The sequence below is a fragment of the Sneathiella sp. genome (assembly GCF_041689005.1).
Lineage (GTDB): Bacteria > Pseudomonadota > Alphaproteobacteria > Sneathiellales > Sneathiellaceae > Sneathiella.
Map to the genome: position 1 here is coordinate 1 of NZ_JBDNHC010000069.1, position 17,323 is coordinate 17,323.

The 17,323-nt window shown below is 52.1% G+C and carries 16 protein-coding genes and 4 pseudogenes; 9 read left to right on the forward strand and 11 right to left on the reverse strand.

The annotated features are described in order from the left end of the window. Nucleotides 1-51 precede the first annotated feature (51 nt). Nucleotides 52-795, reverse strand: coding sequence for a transposase family protein (locus tag ACESNI_RS07530; protein WP_373085932.1), 744 nt, complete (start codon nucleotides 793-795; stop codon nucleotides 52-54). Between the two features lie 102 nt (nucleotides 796-897). On the opposite strand from ACESNI_RS07530, the gene ACESNI_RS07535 reads away from it, so the two are divergent. Beyond that, nucleotides 898-2,106, forward strand: a complete 1,209-nt coding sequence (locus tag ACESNI_RS07535) for an IS256 family transposase (protein ID WP_373085933.1) — start codon at nucleotides 898-900, stop codon at nucleotides 2,104-2,106. 51 nt (nucleotides 2,107-2,157) lie between these two features. Here the strand turns inward: ACESNI_RS07535 and ACESNI_RS07540 are convergent, their stop codons facing one another. From ACESNI_RS07540 to ACESNI_RS07550, 3 genes are all read right to left on the reverse strand, one after another. Then, nucleotides 2,158-2,526, reverse strand: a complete 369-nt coding sequence (locus ACESNI_RS07540; RefSeq protein WP_373085934.1) for a DUF4823 domain-containing protein — start codon at nucleotides 2,524-2,526, stop codon at nucleotides 2,158-2,160. A gap of 200 nt (nucleotides 2,527-2,726) precedes the next feature. Beyond that, nucleotides 2,727-3,770 carry an IS5 family transposase gene (locus tag ACESNI_RS07545; RefSeq protein WP_373085935.1) on the reverse strand — a complete coding sequence of 348 codons (1,044 nt, stop codon included), beginning with the start codon at nucleotides 3,768-3,770 and terminating at the stop codon, nucleotides 2,727-2,729. Between the two features lie 426 nt (nucleotides 3,771-4,196). Beyond that, entirely contained in the window at nucleotides 4,197-5,240 is a 1,044-nt protein-coding gene (locus tag ACESNI_RS07550; RefSeq protein WP_373085936.1) for an IS5 family transposase, read from the reverse strand. Nucleotides 5,241-6,248: 1,008 nt separating this feature from the next. Here ACESNI_RS07550 and ACESNI_RS07555 point away from each other — a divergent pair. Beyond that, nucleotides 6,249-6,377: pseudogene (locus ACESNI_RS07555) on the forward strand (transposase); the annotation flags it as partial. Nucleotides 6,378-6,393: 16 nt separating this feature from the next. Here ACESNI_RS07555 and ACESNI_RS07560 read toward each other — a convergent pair. The 7 genes and pseudogenes from ACESNI_RS07560 to ACESNI_RS07590 form a co-directional block, all read right to left on the reverse strand. Further along, nucleotides 6,394-6,965 (reverse strand): annotated as a pseudogene (locus ACESNI_RS07560) (hypothetical protein); the annotation flags it as partial. A 328-nt stretch (nucleotides 6,966-7,293) separates the two neighbouring features. Further along, nucleotides 7,294-7,734, reverse strand: coding sequence for a secondary thiamine-phosphate synthase enzyme YjbQ (locus ACESNI_RS07565; RefSeq protein WP_373085937.1), 441 nt, complete (start codon nucleotides 7,732-7,734; stop codon nucleotides 7,294-7,296). Between the two features lie 13 nt (nucleotides 7,735-7,747). Continuing rightward, nucleotides 7,748-8,077, reverse strand: a complete 330-nt coding sequence (locus ACESNI_RS07570; RefSeq protein WP_373085938.1) for a rhodanese-like domain-containing protein — start codon at nucleotides 8,075-8,077, stop codon at nucleotides 7,748-7,750. Between the two features lie 173 nt (nucleotides 8,078-8,250). Next, entirely contained in the window at nucleotides 8,251-8,802 is a 552-nt protein-coding gene (locus ACESNI_RS07575) for a NifU family protein (protein ID WP_373085939.1), read from the reverse strand. 42 nt (nucleotides 8,803-8,844) lie between these two features. Continuing rightward, nucleotides 8,845-9,411 carry a hypothetical protein gene (locus tag ACESNI_RS07580; protein ID WP_373085940.1) on the reverse strand — a complete coding sequence of 189 codons (567 nt, stop codon included), beginning with the start codon at nucleotides 9,409-9,411 and terminating at the stop codon, nucleotides 8,845-8,847. Then, nucleotides 9,408-9,728, reverse strand: coding sequence for a DUF6522 family protein (locus tag ACESNI_RS07585; RefSeq protein WP_373085941.1), 321 nt, complete (start codon nucleotides 9,726-9,728; stop codon nucleotides 9,408-9,410). Before ACESNI_RS07585 ends, ACESNI_RS07580 begins: the two co-directional genes overlap by 4 nt. Nucleotides 9,729-9,730: 2 nt before the next feature. Further along, complete coding sequence (locus tag ACESNI_RS07590) at nucleotides 9,731-10,333, reverse strand: MarR family winged helix-turn-helix transcriptional regulator (protein ID WP_373085942.1); 603 nt, start codon at nucleotides 10,331-10,333, stop codon at nucleotides 9,731-9,733. 142 nt (nucleotides 10,334-10,475) lie between these two features. Between ACESNI_RS07590 and ACESNI_RS07595 the strand changes: the two genes are divergently transcribed. From ACESNI_RS07595 to ACESNI_RS07625, 7 genes and pseudogenes are all read left to right on the forward strand, one after another. After that, the gene (locus ACESNI_RS07595) at nucleotides 10,476-10,898 is read left to right on the forward strand and encodes an Rrf2 family transcriptional regulator (protein WP_373085943.1); all 423 of its coding nucleotides are present in this window, start codon (nucleotides 10,476-10,478) and stop codon (nucleotides 10,896-10,898) included. Nucleotides 10,899-10,977: 79 nt separating this feature from the next. Then, nucleotides 10,978-12,006 carry a YeiH family protein gene (locus ACESNI_RS07600; protein ID WP_373085971.1) on the forward strand — a complete coding sequence of 343 codons (1,029 nt, stop codon included), beginning with the start codon at nucleotides 10,978-10,980 and terminating at the stop codon, nucleotides 12,004-12,006. Between the two features lie 67 nt (nucleotides 12,007-12,073). Continuing rightward, nucleotides 12,074-12,212, forward strand: a pseudogene (locus ACESNI_RS07605) (IS6 family transposase); the annotation flags it as partial. A gap of 226 nt (nucleotides 12,213-12,438) precedes the next feature. Further along, nucleotides 12,439-13,778, forward strand: a pseudogene (locus ACESNI_RS07610) (IS3 family transposase). A gap of 617 nt (nucleotides 13,779-14,395) precedes the next feature. Beyond that, nucleotides 14,396-14,740 carry a hypothetical protein gene (locus tag ACESNI_RS07615; RefSeq protein WP_373085944.1) on the forward strand — a complete coding sequence of 115 codons (345 nt, stop codon included), beginning with the start codon at nucleotides 14,396-14,398 and terminating at the stop codon, nucleotides 14,738-14,740. Nucleotides 14,741-15,008: 268 nt separating this feature from the next. Continuing rightward, nucleotides 15,009-16,199 (forward strand): DUF1611 domain-containing protein, encoded by a 1,191-nt coding sequence (locus tag ACESNI_RS07620; RefSeq protein WP_373085972.1) that lies wholly within the window; start codon nucleotides 15,009-15,011, stop codon nucleotides 16,197-16,199. Next, nucleotides 16,196-17,278, forward strand: coding sequence for an alanine/ornithine racemase family PLP-dependent enzyme (locus tag ACESNI_RS07625; RefSeq protein ID WP_373085945.1), 1,083 nt, complete (start codon nucleotides 16,196-16,198; stop codon nucleotides 17,276-17,278). Before ACESNI_RS07620 ends, ACESNI_RS07625 begins: the two co-directional genes overlap by 4 nt. The last annotated feature ends 45 nt before the right edge of the window (nucleotides 17,279-17,323 follow it).

The window sequence follows — 17,323 nt, forward strand, 5'->3', positions numbered from 1 at the left end:
AAAAGTAGCCCGTTTGAGAGAAGGGCACAATTTCTCTTGAGTGTTTTTCTTTCAGAAGCCTGCCATGAGGTTTGTGATACCTGCGATTATGGCGAACTTTACGCTGTGCCTGTTTCGGGGATAGCGATATCTGTCGGCGAGGATACGGAAGCGTTTCATGCGGCCGATGGCGTGTTCGACGCGCACGCGAAAACGGGACAAGGCGTGATTATATTCTTTTTCCTCGATCGAGAGCTTTCCTTTTCTTGGTTTTTTATAGGGGATGTCTATGGCGGGGTGGTCGTCCTGATAGCCTTGGTAGCCGCTATCAACGTATACACGGGTGTTTTCCGGCAGAGGTGGGCCACGTCTTCGGATCATTATATCATGCACCGTTCCGGGAGCGGACTTCGATACGGAAACGATCTGGCCCTTTTCAGTGGTGATGATTTCGTTCTTGATGCTGTGGCGTTTCTTTTTGCCGGAATACCAGCATTTTTGCTTACGCTGCGGGCGCTGTACGGGCTGCTCCGTTGCGTCGATTAAAAGCGCCTGCGCTTCTTCCCCCCAAACCCGGATCGCTCGTTTTACACCAAGAACGCGCCGAGCAAGAGGCTCGATCCGTCGCAGGCTACGGCAGATCGTTGCCTTGTCTACGCCGTAGAGCAGGCCCAAAAAATCTTGCGTTATATGGCAGCGATATAGGATCAGCATTACAAGCAAATGATCCTCAAGACCGCCCGCGCCATAAGGACGTCCCGCACGATTTTTGCGGCGACACAGCTGTTCCCACGAAGGCCGCAGACGATCCGTCATAGATACAAAAATATCAGGGGAGACACCCGTCAAATAACGAGCCTGTCCCAAAGATTGTGTAAGTGCCTATAATTGACCTCTTGGAGGCAAGGATAGGACATTATGGACAAGAAAGAACTGGAAGCTTTTGCCCGTGAAGCGGCGAAAGGGATTAAGAGCGAGAAGGATCTGGATGATTTCCGACAGATCCTGACGAAGGTGACGGTTGAGGCGGCGTTGAATGCTGAGCTTGATGAGCATCTGGGTTATGCGCGGCATGAACTGTCTGAGAATGGCAACAGCCGCAATGGCACGAGCGCCAAGACGTTGCGGACCGAGGATGGTCAGTTTGACCTGGACACCCCAAGAGACCGGGAAGGCAGCTTTGAGCCGCAGTTGGTCAAGAAGCATCAAATCCGTTTCACCTCTATGGATGACAAGATTCCAAGCCTGTATGCCAAGGGCATGACCACCCGTGAGATTGTCGCTACCTTCAAGGAAATGTATGATGCCGACATCTCGATCAGCCTGATCAGCCGGGTTACCGATGCCGTGATTGAGCAGATCATTGAATGGCAATCACGTCCGCTTGATAGCATTTACCCGATTGTCTATCTCGATTGCATTGTGGTTAAAATTCGTCAGGACAAGCGGGTGATCAACAAGGCGGTTTATCTGGCTCTAGGGGTTAATATGGAAGGCCACAAAGAGCTGCTGGGCCTTTGGCTGTCAGAAAACGAAGGATCGAAATTCTGGCTGAGCGTGCTGACCGAGCTGCAAAACCGGGGCATCCGGGATATTCTGATTGCCTGCGTTGATGGCCTGAAGGGCTTCCCTGATGCGATTAATACGGCCTTTCCCCAGACACAGGTTCAGCTCTGTATCGTTCATATGGTTCGAAATTCAGTTAAATATGTGCCGTGGAAAGATTACAAGGCCGTAACGGCGGATTTAAAACGTATCTATCGTGCGATTAACGAAGAGGAAGCCTTGCGGGCTCTGGATCAGTTCGCGGATCGCTGGGATGATAAATACCCTCAAATCAGCCGTTCGTGGCGGAACCACTGGGATAACCTGAGCACGCTGTTTATCTATCCCGATGATATTCGCAAAGCCATCTACACGACAAACGCCATTGAACCCCTCAACAGCATCATTCGCAAGGCCATCAAAAAGCGGAAACTGTTCCCCACCGATGATGCAGCCAGGAAGGTGATTTATCTGGCTATTCAGGATGCCTCCAAAAAATGGACCATGCCGATAAGAAACTGGAAAATGGCGCTCAATCGTTTTATGATTGACTTCGAAGATCGATTAACCGAGTACATGTAAACCCGGCACTTACATAAAATGCGGGACAGGGTCTGGATGCGTTAAACTTTGTCATGATGAAAGAGCCTCCAATGCTCTTTCATCATTGAACCACAGAACAGATTCCTTGTGAATCCCACAGACTTTTGCAACAGGTCTAGTGTTCGCTTTTATTCTAGCTGCTTCTATGGTCTCAGCAGTTTCTGCGATAACAACCTCGCTTCCCCGCTTGCTAAGTTCAGCCGCCACAGCCGCACTCGTCATCCTTCCTGACCCGGCATAATGGGTATTGCCATAATCTCCGTCTTTCGGCTGCATGACATAGAATTTGCTGTTTGCAGAGATCTTGGTTGCTGGGGCTTTAGGGTCGTTTGCTTGATAGCTGTTAGCACATCCTGACAGTATCCCAATTCCGAGAAGCAAGATGATGGTTTTCGCCATTGTAAATATCCATATGCATTTCCTTTGTCACCTTGATCTCTATCTCAAGGGCAGCTCGAACAATGCCCTTTTCCGTAAAGTTTAGACCGACTTCGGCCCCATATGAAGCCACTTTATGATGGCTTCATGGTAATCCATGCTCCAATGGGCTGATTGCTCGGTAAAACTGCCGTTTTAGGCAGAGTCCGGCCCTGATACGGTCATGGCGGCGCGACGGCCAACAGCTCTAACTGTACCAGACGGCGCATATTGTACGTCAGGTTCTTGAGCCCGATGCGGGCCTTGGCGCAAACAATCCCGATACTACGCACCAACGTGCCACCCATCTCGTTGCTTTGAGAGCCAAAAATATGCTCCACGCGAACACGGACTTTTGAGCGGGTCTTGTTGCCCTGCTCTTCGCGTTTGCTCAGAGGCTTGTTCCTGTGGCCCTTGCGATGGATGCGGCTCGTCAGGCCTTTATCCGCCAGCATCTCTTCAATCTGAGCCGAGCGGTAGGCGCTGTCGGCCCAGACGTCTGATGCGGTGTTGTTCGCATCGAGGATCTCATCAATAGCTTGGCTGTCGTGCACGGAAGCATCTGTCACATGGTAGCGCCGAACCCGTTTATGCCGACGATCCACGTTGATATGGTTCTTGTAACCAAAATGGCTTTTGCCATGTTTCTTGGTCCACCGCGCATCCGTGTCTTTCTGGCGGAACCTGGCCGGTTTTTCAACCCAGCACTCCGGCGTCTCACCGGCCTTGATCCTTGTATTCTCATCACGCTTGTTGTGCTGTGTGGAAACGGAGACGATTGATGCGTCGATGATCTGCCCGCCCATCGTCAGATAACCGCGATCTTTTAAATAGCTGTCGAAGGTCTCGAACACCGTCGTGATCATACCGGCCTGCGCCAACTGCTCTCGGTACAGGTACACCGTTTTGGCATCGGCTACTTTATCCTCAAGGCCTAACCCTGGAAACCGAACAAAGGAAAGCCGGTCACGAATTTGATACTCCACCTGATCGTCTGACAAATTATAAAGGGCACAGAGCACAATCGTTTTAAACATCACGACAGCATCCCACGGCTTGCGCCCTGCAGATGACTTGCGCTTGTTAGACGGTTTGCGCCAAACCGCTTCAAGCTGTGACCGAAAGTCTTCCCACGGGACGACGCTGTCTATCTTTAACAGCGGATCATTTTTGGCATCCAAGCCAGCATACCGATTAGCAATATCAAAAAATCCAAGCTGGCTCATTGTCTGTCTACCCTAATCAAAACGTTGTGCTATCGTGATTCTAGCAGATTAAAAAAAGCAGGGGGCATTTTTAGAGATGCCCTTAATAAATAAGTATTGCTTATACCGTCATACTGCTTTAGTTTTAATCGGTTAGCCATTAATGGGTTGGTGGTTGGCATTTTACATTATATGTCCATCTCTCCCGTGATTATCTATCCGAGTTTATTTACCTGGCTTAACGAGCCACAGTCAAGAAGTGTGGCCGTCATTGACTATAACTGCTATTCCCTAGGGCACCTCGAATAATACCTCATTTCGGCGATGGTAGATTGAATCAGGCCCGATACGAAGCGTTTTTGCCAAGATTCATCGGCTTTTTCAGCGTCCCAGCGGGGCATTGCCATCTGAACCGCTGTTTCAGGCAGAGTCCGCCCCTGGGTGTGGTCATGGTGGTGCTGTGGCTAAGTGTTCCAACTGAACCAGGCGGCGCATATTGTAAGCCAGGTTCTTGAGCCCGATACGCGCCTTGGCGCGGATGATCCCGATGCTGCGTACCTGTGTGCCACCCATGTCGTTGCTTTGAGCTCCGAAGATATGCTCCACACGAACGCGGACCTTTGAGCGGGTTTTGTTACCTTGCTCCTGTCGTTTGCTCAGAGGTTTGTTCCGGTGGCCCTTGTCGTGGATGCGGCTCGACAGGCCTTTTTCTTTCAGTATCTTTTCAATGCCCGCGGACCGGTAGGCGCTGTCGGCCCACACATCGGATGCTGTGTCGTCTGCGTCAAGGACCGCCTCAAGGGCTTGGCTGTCATGCACCGAAGCATTCGTCACATGATAACAACGCACCAGCTTATGCCGACGGTCCACATTGATATGGTTCTTATAACCGTAGTGACTCTTGCCATGCTTCTTGGTCCACCGGGCATCCGTATCTTTCTGGCGGAATTTGGCCGGTTTATCCACCCAGTCCTTCGGTGTCTCTCCGGCTTTGATCTTTGCATTCTCATCACGCTTGTTATGCTGGGTGGGGACGGAGACGATGGAGGCATCGACGATCTGCCCACCCATCGCCAGATAACCCCGGTCTTTCAAATAGCTGTCGAAGGTCTCGAACACCGTCGCGATCATGCCAGCTTGCGCCAACTGCTCTCGATACAACCACACCGTCTTGGCATCGGGGACTTTGTCCTCAAGGCCTAATCCTAAAAACCGAACGAAGGAAAGCCGGTCGCGAATTTGGTATTCCACCTGATCGTCTGACAAATTATAAAGCGCACAGAGCACGATTGCCTTGAACATCACCACCGCATCCCATGGCTTGCGACCCGCCGATGATTTGCGTTGATTGGCCGGCTTGCGCCAGACCGCCTCAAGATGAGAACGAAACTCTTCCCACGGGACGATGCCGTCTATTTTCAGCAGCGGATCATTTTTGGCATCCAAGCCAGCATAGCGATTAGAAACATCAAAAAATCCAAGCTGGCTCATATTCTATCCCTTTGATCACAACGCCGTGCTAACGGGATTCTATCAGATCAAAGTTCAGTGTGGGTATTTTTAGAGGTGCCCTAAAGATGTCGTTTGCGATAAAACAGGTCAGGCTATCGAGCATAATACATGAGATGTGCAAGTTACTTATTTGGAGTTGCCTGCTATATTGAATCTATGAGAACTTACGATTAGGCGTAGTGCAGAGATCCTAGAGGGGCAATGATATGTTCGGCAAGCAAGTGATTTTTCGGTTTACCGGGGATCAAATAAAAGCCCTTGATCAGCTTATGTGCGGTTTGCATACAGAAACTCATGCGGAAGCGCTGCGCAGAGGAATTAATCTTGCAAATGTAGTCGCCTCCGCTGACAGGGAAGGTTATCGGATCGTTTTGGAGAAACAGGGGGAGCCGCGGCAGATTCTGAAAATCTCCTGATGCTAAAGACTGAGAAGATCATAGTCAGAGTTTATAACCAAAGCGTTCCATCACTGACACTTTGCTGCCGAGGTTGATCAAAAAGAGCATTAACATCTCAAGACGCCGGTGCCAAAGAGGAAGGTCTCAAAGGCTACCTGAAGAGCGCCGGTATCTCATAAACGCCCGCAGAGTCTTGCTGGCGAGCTCTAAGGCGGATTTGGCGCAAATGGATAGCCAAAGATCCTCTAGGTGGCTCTGCGCGACTCCCTAGGCGCTTTCAGGGCATATATGAAATCCTTGTCGCTTCTTGATCGAAGTCCTAGGAACAATTGACTTGATCTCTGGGGCTCGGCGCTAGAATATTCTGGAAAAGGCATGGAGCCTTATACATTGGATTGAAAGGCGTGGCTTGGGGAGAAGGTATAAGTTTTGCACCCCGAAAAACTGCGCCCTATCCGTAAATCGTCGCTGATATTTTCAGCACTTATACCTGCATTGATTTAAGCCCTTATAGGATGGGCTAGAAACCCTACTTTTCACGCCGGAGGTTAAAGGCTGCTCCGCCGCCCTTGAGAAGGAGATGCAATGGCGTCTCGGGCGGATATCGAAACGCGGAGAGGACTACTTGAGGAAGCTGCTAGTGCATGGGGCTCGAACCGTCCTGCTCTGGTCCAGGAGAAAGAAAGAGACCGTTCCATCTGGCTGGAAGCTCTGCTTGCATGCAGCCGTGTCAGAGCACCGGCTTTTTTCAACAGCAAAGGCAGATAATGGATCGGGTTGAAGATCAGATCCTCCCGGTCGCAGGAACGATTATGACCGGCGATCTCCTCACTGGCGCAGCCGATGATGACCTCATGGACATAGCCACGGATCCAGACTTCCTGATGGCCGAAGGCAACGGGCACCGAATAGTTATTATTCCGATATCGCACCAGGGAAGAGTCATGACAAAATAATGAGCCCGATACTCAACACCGGCGATGGTCGCATCCGCCTCACCAAAATCTGCCTGGGCATGCCCCGGAAAATGGTTCAACGGCACGTACATTTCTCGCTGACGTTGCCGGGCAGCAAAGTCATACTCATCACGAAGGCGCTCAAAGATCCGCTTGGAAGTATGCCGCTGCTTCTTCAAGCGCTTGGTGTCGTCCTCAAGAATCTGATCGATAATACCGACAAACGGATCAAGCTTGGGCCGGTCCGGCGCCTTCTTGCGGCGACACCCAGGAGGGGTCGAGAACGCCAACATCTTATCAACCGTGCGCCGGTCAATGCCAAACAACCGTGCGGCTTCGCGGCGGCTCATACCTTGAATCTTTACCGCATAGCGTACGCGACCATACAATTCCACTTGCTTCATCCCCGCCCTCTGCAAAAGCAGAAAGTTTACCACTGGTGGATTATTGCTCCGGCGTTCTCACATGCAGTAGACGCAGCGAAAGTCGCAGCGATCGGTCACGGAAACCCGGAGATAGGTAATCGTTCGCCCGAATGGGTCAATCATGGGTGCTTCCGGATGCGACGAGATCTTTGCCGGGTACGTCGGATGAATAGTTGGCGCTGTTTGGGCTCTGTCGAAATGGGTCATTGTTTCGTCGTGCCTTTTTGGGTGATGGATAACGGGCGCTGCGCCATCATTGGCCCTCTACATGGAGAATGATTTCGCGTGCTCTTGGTGTCCGCCGATGCTCGAACAGGAAGATGCCCTGGTAACGTCCCAGCAGTAGGGCGCGATCGCAAACCGGGATGGCAAGGTGCGTCTGCGTGAGTGCACCCTTGATGTGGGCGGGCATGTCGTCGGCACCCTCGGCGATGTGTCGGTAAAGCGAAGTGTCTTCCGGCGCCTGTGCGGCGAAGAAGTCCTCTAAATCGCGCAGCACGTCCAGGTCATAGTTTTCCTGAATGAGAAGCGATGCGGAGGTGTGGCGCAGATAGAGGGTCAACAGCCCCGCTGTCACGTTCTGTGCTCCGAGCCACGCCTGGATATCCCCAGTGATCTCATAGAGTCCCTGATGCGGCGCAGTCACAGTATGGCGGGCTTGGGCAAACCTAAGCGGTGCTGTCATCGCATCCATATTGATCTTCTCCTTAGTAGCGCGGCATATCCGGTTCTATATGGCGGGACCAAGCGTCGATCCCGCCGGTCAGGTTCCAGGCATCGTTAAATCCGTTCTTGCGAAGAAAGTCCGTCACCATGGCGCTGCGCATCCCATGGTGGCAGATAACGATCAGCGGACGTTCACGGGACAACGTTTTAAGTTCGTCGGGAACCTGATGCATGGGGATCGTGACGCTGCCGCTGATGTCGCAGACAGCCAATTCCTCCGATTCCCGAATATCGAGCACCGTGTGCGCGGCCCTGTCGGTCCGCATCTCCGCGAGTTTATGAACGCTGATATCATAATTTGTTTGTTGCATCTGGTCCTTCCCACCTATTCGCTGGTGCCGTTCGTCGTCGCGGCCAGGCATCTAAACATTGCTTGAGTCCATAAACATGCTATCCGACGGGGCAGCTTCACGCAGACCAAGACGTTCATCGTAATGGAACAAGGTTGCGCAGTTCAGTTCATTATATACGCACGTCCTTTGCGTCATACCGGCCGCACTTCGATCACTTCAGAGATGTAGTGGCGCAGCATATTCTCGATGCCCGATTTCAGTGTTGCCGTCGAACTCGGACAGCCCGAGCAGGAGCCCTGCATATGCAGGTAGACGCCGCCGCTCTCAAAGCTGTGAAAGAGGATATCGCCGCCGTCCTGAGCGACGGCCGGCCGCACGCGCGTATCGAGCAGCTCCTTGATCTGAGTGACGAACTCGTCCTCCTCGTTGGACGTCGCATGCGCCGAAACTGTGTAGCCGTCAATGAACAGCGGTGCGCCAGCGGTAAAGTGCTCCATGATAGCGCCGAACACCTGCGGTTTGAGCCATTCCCAATCTCTGTCGTCGGCCTTGGTGACTGTGATAAAGTCAGCGCCGAAGAATGCGCCGGTGACGCCGTCGATCTCGTATAAGCGACTTGCCAGGGGCGACGCCGCTGCTTCTTCAAGGGTCGGGAAATTGGCTGTGCCGCTTTCCATCACAGACTGGCCCGGTAAGAACTTGAGCGTTGCCGGATTCGGGGTCTCTTCAGTTTGAATGAACATGCGTCAAATCTCCTCTTTTAAATGATTTCATCAGATCGGCGTTCATGCTGTATGTCCTTCGTCTGTCGTCGGCGTTTGTTCGGCGCAACGACCCACAGTGTCATTTTTTGGTGGGGTATGCGTGACGGTGATCAGCCGAGCGCCAGCCGTGTCATGGGAGATCGCCGTATCGCCGATGACGGAGATATCGCCTGCACTCGGTGCGACGTGATCCGTCTCTGTGGAGTCCGCGCCACGCCAGAATGCGACCACCGCGGCGAACTCCATACCGTGAAACGTCCATGCTTCCCGTCCTGAAGAGTGGCCATCGAAGCGTCCAAGCCTATGCGCGGCATCGAAAAAGCCTGGGGCTGGCAATCCGCCGCGCGCCTTACTGATCACAAGCGCTGCGATAAATGGATGGCTGTTCGCCGCATCTTCTCGCATCAAGTGCTCAAGCGCTTCCGAAACCTGATGGATTGTGTTCGGTGGTGTAAGCTCTAGGGCGTCGGCGATTGCCTTATAGGTGATTGGTGTCGCCTGTCTGGCAATTCTGTGAAGATGCGCTCGCACTCGCGGGGCTAACGCATGGATCGCCGTCGGGGCAATAGTTTTGGCCATGGTCGTCACGATGCATCCCTCGCCAGATCGAGTAGACTAAAATAATCCTTCGCGGGCTTTGGCTTAATGGCCGTCACTGGATCATCGGCGAGCGTCCCATCAGGCTCCAGGACCACGCGCCAAACCCGTGCTCGATAGTAGAAAGTGAGACGCATGCGCCCTAAGTCCTCTTCGACGCCGGACTCTGCTACGCTGGTGACGAGCCCCTTAGCCATCTTCTCCTTCAAAGCTTCGGCGGAGAGGCCAAGCTTGGGTGCAAGCGCATCCGCGTCGACTGTAATGTTACCGCCCGCATAGCTGACGGCTGAGGAGGAAAGCCGGTTCATCCCTATGCGCGCCCGACACTAGGTGTTCGTGGCGACAATGGCTTGTCGGGCGCGAAGTTGATGCATAGCTCGTCCAGCTCTTCTTCGGCAAGCGATTCGCTAAGGAATCCGCATATGTAGGTCGGGAGCCCTTCCTTACAGCAGCCATCGCCTTTGAGATGTCTGCAGGTGTTGCACGTTCCGAAAAGCGGCTTGTTTGTCGCCGAGGCGACGTGCCCCAGCAGGCGCTGAAGGCCATTGGAAAAATGACCGCGGACGCCGGGGGGAAGGGCGTCCGCGGCCTGCACCAGGGCTTCGAGCGGGTCTTTGGCTATTATAGCCCTAGCTTTATTCGTAATATCCAGTCGCACGCTGCGACCATCGGTCCTGGATCGGGTCTGTTTTAGATAGCCCTGCGCCACCAGGCTCTTGATGGCCTGGGAGGCCGTGCCGCGGGTCGTGCCGTGAAACGCAGCGAACGCTGACGGCGTCCGCGAAAAGCGATTGGCGCTAGCTAAATACCTAAGAATGGCCCACTGGCCCGGGGTCAGTCCACCCACTAGGCCATCGCCTGACGTAATTCGCCCGAGATGCAAAACCAGTTCGGCGATCACGCGGCTGTCCATTTTAAACTCCTTGTCCGATCTCTACTAACTGTAATATTAGTAGCCAATACAAACTATATTGACAACACGTTAATTTCGAATCAATAATAAAATTATTCTGTATCGAAACTATATAGCCACTTAATGACGAAGGTCTGAGAAGATGAAAATCAGCAGCAAAGCTCACATGGGCGTCGAGATACTGGTTCTCCTTGCAATAAAGAATAGAGACAAACCGTACAACACGTGGCGGCTTGCCGAATGGATCAATCGATCCTTGTCCTACCCCGAGAGCCTGATGGCGCAGTTGCGCAATGCCGGGCTCGTTGTTGCACAACATGGAGCCGGTGGCGGCTACATCCTCGCCAGACCAGCCCAACGGATCACAGTCGCAGAAGTCCTGCAGGCCGTCGATGCGTCGTCGGACTTCGTGAACCGTCCACTGAATGGCAACACGCTGAAAGCCGATGATACAACAAATGATCTTCATAGCGCCGATCGCCTCTGCGATGCGCTGAAGAGCTACGCCCTGTTGTTTTTGGATGGTGTCTCGCTCGCTCATCCAGAAAGCGCTTATCTGGCTTGAAATTCCACCACCTGTATTCGCCGTGCAACGTCAAGAAAATGGCGTGCGGTCAAGGAGAAATAGTCCTATCACTTCCCCATTGGTTCCACCCGGCGACTTCCTTGGTCGCATCCAGGTCTTTCTAACTAAGAACAGTCCCGGATTTGCCGTTTCCGTTGTTGTAGCAGCAGCGGCACAATTCCTGTCCGACCACTATGGCGCTCCGGCCATGTTGATGGCGTTGCTCCTGGGCATCGCATTTCACTTCCTTGCCGAAGAAGGCCGGTGCGTTCCCGGCATCGCACTTACATCCCGTACCGTGTTGCGTATCGGAGTTGCACTGTTGGGCGCGCGTATTAGCGTGGAACTGCTGATCGGATTGGGGCCGAGATTGATTGGCCTGGTTGTTGCTGGCGTTATTCTCACGATCCTAGTAGGCCTCATCGGGGCCAAGCTGCTGGGCCGGGGCTGGCGTTTTGCACTCTTGACCGGTGGATCTGTTGCCATCTGCGGGGCATCTGCCGCGATGGCCATTGCCGCAGTCCTGCCCAAGAACGAGCATTCCGAGCGCAACTTGATTTTTACGGTCCTGAGTGTGACTTTATTGTCCACGCTGGCGATGGTCGCCTATCCGATTATTTCGGCAGCGTTTGGTCTCGACAACCGTGCGACGGGAGTCTTCATTGGGGGCACCATCCATGATGTGGCACAGGTTGTCGGTGCCGGTTTTTCGGTGAGTAATGAAACAGGCGAGACTGCAACGCTTGTGAAATTGATCCGCGTGACAATGTTGGCACCTGTCGTCCTGATCTTTTCCCTCGTTATCCGCACCTATGCGGAGAACGACGAGGATATTGACGGTAAACGCCCCCCTCTCATGCCGTTTTTCATTCTCATGTTTCTGCTGTTGGCGGCAATCAACTCTTTCGGCCTGATCCCATCCTTCGTGCAGGCATTCCTGTCCGATCTTTCGAAATGGGCGTTGTTGGTCTCGATTGCTGCGGTCGGCATGAAAACGTCCCTCAAGGGTATCGTGGGCGTCGGCGGTCAGGCAATTATACTGATTGTAGTCGAGACCATCTTTATCGCCGGGTTCATTCTATACGGCATCACGCATTTCGGCAGTTAAAACGTAGGGGGGCTTTGTCAGAAGAAAATAGCTTGATGGCCATTTACTCGTGGACTAGCCTCCGCGCATGATAAAAAAGAACCCCTTCCGGTATTTCAAAACCTCACCTGAGATCATCCGCCTGGCTGTGATGATGTATGTCAGATTTCCGCTTTCGCTTCGTAACGTTGAAGATTTACTCCACGAACGTGGCATCGATATCAGCCACAAAACCATTCGCTATTGATGGAACAGATTTGGTCCACTGCTTACGCGCGAGATCCGAAAGAAGCGACTTCATCCTTCCCGGAATCATTCCAACTGGCGATGGCACCTGGACGAAATATTTGTGAAGATAAATGGAGAAATGTTCCCCGTCAGCACCTATGTCACAGAAATAGTGTTGTAAATAAGTGAGTGTTTTGGTTTCATCGTAGTGACAAAGGAACGAAGATGAAACCAAAACAGAAACATTCCAAGCCATCTGCTGAGCATGTGGTGAAGGACATTCGCAGAGCAACCCGCAAGCAGTACGGTGCGGAAGAAAAGATACGGATCGTGCTGGAAGGTTTGCGCGGCGATGATAGCATCGCCGAGCTGTGCCGCCGTGAGGGCATTGCACAGGGCGTCTATTACAAATGGTCGAAAGACTTTATGGAGGCTGGCAAACGCCATCTTTCTGGGGACACGGCCCGTGCTGCTAATAGCGATGAGGTGCGTGAGTTGCGCGCGCAAGCGCGTAATCTGAAGGAGGTTGTCGCGGAGCAAACGCTGGAGATGCGCCATCTCAAAAAAAGCATGATCGGGGATGGGGGAGAAGAAGAATGAGATATCCTGCATCAGAGAAGCTGGAGATTATCAGGATCGTTGAGCAATCCCATTTGCCAGCACGCAAAACACTGGGACATCTAGGTATCGTGCCCCGGACCTTTTATCGCTGGTATGATCGGTATCTGGAAGGTGGCCCTGAGGCACTGGCTGACAAGCCATCACGCCCAAACCGAGTGTGGAACCGCATCCCTCAAAAAGTGCATGATCAGATCATTGAGCTGGCGTTGGAACGCTCTGAGTTATCGCCCAGGGAATTGGCGGTGACGTTCACCGACACCAAGGCGGAGGCCAGTGTTTACCGGCTCCTGAAGGCTCACGACCTGATTACCAGCCCGGCCTTTGTGGTGATCAAAGCAGCCAATGAGTTTAAAGACAAAACGACACGGCCCAACGAGATGTGGCAGACGGATTTTACTTACCTGAAGATCATCGGTTGGGGATGGATGTACCTATCCACCATCCTCGATGATTATTCCCGCTACATCATCTCCTGGAAGCTTTGCACGACAATGAAAGCCGAAGATGTCACCGACACGTTGAAACTCGCGCTGCAAGCATCAGGCTGTGATCAAGCCAATGTGCTTCATAAACCCCGACTGCTGAGCGACAATGGACCAAGCTATGTTGCTGGCGAGTTAGCCGACTGGCTCAGTGACAGGAAGATGAGCCATGTACGCGGCGCACCGTTCCATCCCCAGACCCAGGGCAAGATCGAGCGCTGGCACCAGACCCTCAAAAACCGCATCCTGCTGGAAAACTATTATCTGCCCGGTGATCTGAAAGCGCAGCTTGAGGCGTTCGTCGAACATTATAACCACCAGCGCTATCATGAGAGCCTTAACAACGTAACCCCGGCAGATGCCTACTTCGGCAGGGCATAGGCCATTTTAAACAAACGAGAAAGGATCAAACGAAAGACAATCGAACAACGGCGCTTGCACCACCGCAAGCTTGCCGCCTAATATTAACCAACTGATGAGGCCAAACACTCACCTCAATTAAACAGCCATCACTGACAAATGTTCTGATGACGGACAGGGTGGTTATGGCACAAAAGACGACATACAACCCGATGTTCAAGGAAGCTTCCTCACAAAGAATTTAAGGGAAAGTAATATTTAGTATTTGCCCCTATTGGGCATTACAGTTGGCGGAGTGATTACGTGATGATGTGAAACAAAGGCGAAATGGAAATCGTCAGGACTGAAAAACCCGAGGTGCTGTCTTGCGCCACTCAAGCGCGATAGTCTGATAGGGACCGGTTCCAGCGAAAAACATCAGGGCCAGCGGTTGTAAGATAAAAGCCGCGTTTAAAGGCCGGAGACATGACTGCACCCAGCCGCCAGAAAACATCACATTTTTACCTTGCCATAGGAGCGCCATCCAGACATGACAACATCGGCTAGATGCCTAAAAAAAACGGTAGATAATAAAAAAAATCAGAAAATTAATGTCGCCCAATAAATTGAGTATGAGAGCGCCGCGGATAAACTGTGCAAGAAATTTAGGATACTGTGCTATAAAAGCATCTCCTGCACGCGATAATGCGTGCCTGTCCTGATACAGATCGGACTCAATAATGCAAATTCCTATATGGACGAAACCTGCGCTTATGGGCGCGGGCGCTATCGCGTTGGCTATTGTAGGATTTAACTGGGGTGGCTGGACGACAGAAAATTCGGCTAATAAAATGTCGAACGAGAATTCCACATCGGCAGTTGCGACAGCACTTATGCCATATTGTTTACAGAATTCCAAAAATGACCCCAATTCAATCGATGTGCTAGCTAAGTTTAACGAGGCCAGTAGCTATAATCGGCGTGGAATCGTCGAGGATGCTGGTTGGGCGACCCCGCTTGGGGCTGAAAAGCCGGATCGTGCGCTGGCAGAAGCCTGTCAGAGCGCGTTAGCGGAAAATATCTAGCTTTTTTAATCCAGCAGGGCTTCTCAAGTCATGCATGGATAAAATCCATTAACGAACACACTCGAGACGCGGTACGCCGCGCCTCCTCGGGGAGAGTTGGAAACGCTCTCTTCATGTAATCCCAGCGAACATATGCACGGTAACCCCGCGATCATAAGTGCAGTCTATCGCAATCGCTTTCTTTAACATGCCCACGAACCATAGTTGCTTTGCTAGCACGATCCCGTCGTTGGCGCCAAGTGACCTTCAAGGAACTAATATGTCTTCCCTGCCCCAACTAGTGCAACCGAGATTGCCCAGTCACAAAAATCAATCCGCTATCATTAAGAATGCAGGATCGGCCAACAAGGTGCCGGGTCGTAACATTCCTAGAAAGACAAACACCGCAATCGTATATTGCGAAGGCAATTTCGGAGGCATTGATGGCAAGACAGCCAACGGATTGATCCGGCACTCGGAGAAATATGAAATTCTTTCGGTTATTGATAGTGAAAAGGCCGGACTTGACGCCGGTGTAGTACTCGGAGACGCGCCCAACGACATACCCATTTGCCGGGATCTCGACGAAGCACTGGCAATTGCTAAGAAACTGCCCGGGTATTTTATATTCGGAATGGCGCCATCAAGCGGAATGTTATCGGCATATGAGCGTAGTCTCGCACTCGATGCTATGAACCGTGGCATAAACATTGTGAATGGCCTGCATGAATTTCTCAACGACGACCCAGAATTTGCAGCGGCCTGCCTTTCCAACAACGTCACTATTCTGGATATTCGCAAACCACGCGACAAAAAAAATCTACGCACGTTCAGCGGCAAAATATCGGACGTCACCTGCCGCCGAATTGCTGTGCTTGGCACGGATTGCGCCATAGGCAAGCGTACAACAGCGACCATTCTGACACAGGCCCTGAACGAGTATGGTGTGAAGACGGTAATTGTTGGCACAGGTCAAACAGGTTTAATTCAAGGCGCGCGATACGGCATAGCGCTTGACGCGGTCCCATCTCAGTTTTGCTCCGGTGAATTGGAAGCCACTATTGTTGAGGCTTTCGAAGCAGAAAACCCGGATATCATAATTGTTGAGGGTCAGGGCGCGCTCAGTCATCCGGCTTTTTCAACATCATCTTTCATCCTGCGAGGCGCCTGTCCAGATGGCGTTGTACTCCAGCATGCTCCCGGACGCGCTAACCGCTGCGACTTTGAGAAAATGCCGATGCCAACACCTGCCAGTGAGGTTAATCTGATCGAGACCTTTTCTGATACAAAAGTCATTGGCCTTACAATCAACCATGAGAACATGACTGGTGTCGACGTTGACACAGCGATCATCTCTTTTGAAAAGGAGCTTGGTATTCCAGTAACCGATGCACTGACAAGATCGCCGGCTCATTTGGTAGAGATGGTTCTTGCATCATTCCCTGAGCTTAGAAAGAAGTCGGCCGGCATGATCAATTGACCACCCCGCGTCTCGAAATTGATCTCTCCAAAATCCACCATAATGCTCGATTTCTGGTCAATTTACTTAGCTGTCGGGGCATCTCCGTTTCCGCGGTGACCAAAGCTGTACTGGGCCTGCCAAGCGTTGCTAGAGAGTTATTGGCGGCGGGGGTAAGCGGGCTGGCAGACTCGCGTATTGAGAATATCCAGACCATGCGCCGTTCGGGGGTAAATGCGGACATAACACTCATCCGCTCGCCAATGATCAGCCAGGCACCCGTAATCGTAAGAGATACAGACACCAGCCTGAACACAGAACTTGACGTCATCTCGGAACTTTCAAAAGCCGCACAAGCGCAGGGGCGGACGCATGGGGTGCTGTTGATGGTCGAGCTTGGGGATTTGCGGGAGGGCATCATGCCTGCTGATCTTGAAAATGTCGTGCGCCAGACACTTAGCTTCCCAAACATTATCCTCAAAGGGATTGGAACTAATCTGGCCTGTCGTTGCGGTGTTGTGCCAGATGCTGCAAATATGTCGGAATTATCAGTACTCGCGAATGCGATAGATGCAACTTTCGGACCCATTCTCTCTATTGTCTCTGGCGGAAATTCGAGTAACCTTGATTGGGTGCTGGGAGGTGCCGATACCGGCCGGATCAATAACCTACGCCTTGGCGAAGCCATTCTGCTCGGCTGCGAGCCCCTAAATCGCCAGCCGATCGAGGGGCTCTACACTGATGCTATAACACTCGTCGCAGAAGTGATCGAGTCAAAGATCAAACCATCGCAGCCATGGGGTGAAATCGCACAAACCGCCTTTGGGGGAGCAATCCCAACGCCCGATAGCGGAAGCATTTCCCAGGCCATCTTTGCCGTGGGACATATGGATACCGATCCAGAAGCATTAGTGCCGCCATTCGGGTTCAAAATTCTCGGTTCGAGTAGCGATCATCTTATCGTGGATTCTGGTCGAGTTCATCTCCTAATTGGTGCTGAAATTACGTTCCAACTTAACTATAGCGCCTTGATCCGTGCCATGGCCTCTCCCTTTGTTGCCAAACAGGCGCTGTCAAAAGAAATGGCAATGGCGTATTAAGTTATGGCTTCCGACACGTTTCAAACATGCGGCCTCAGCGTTCTG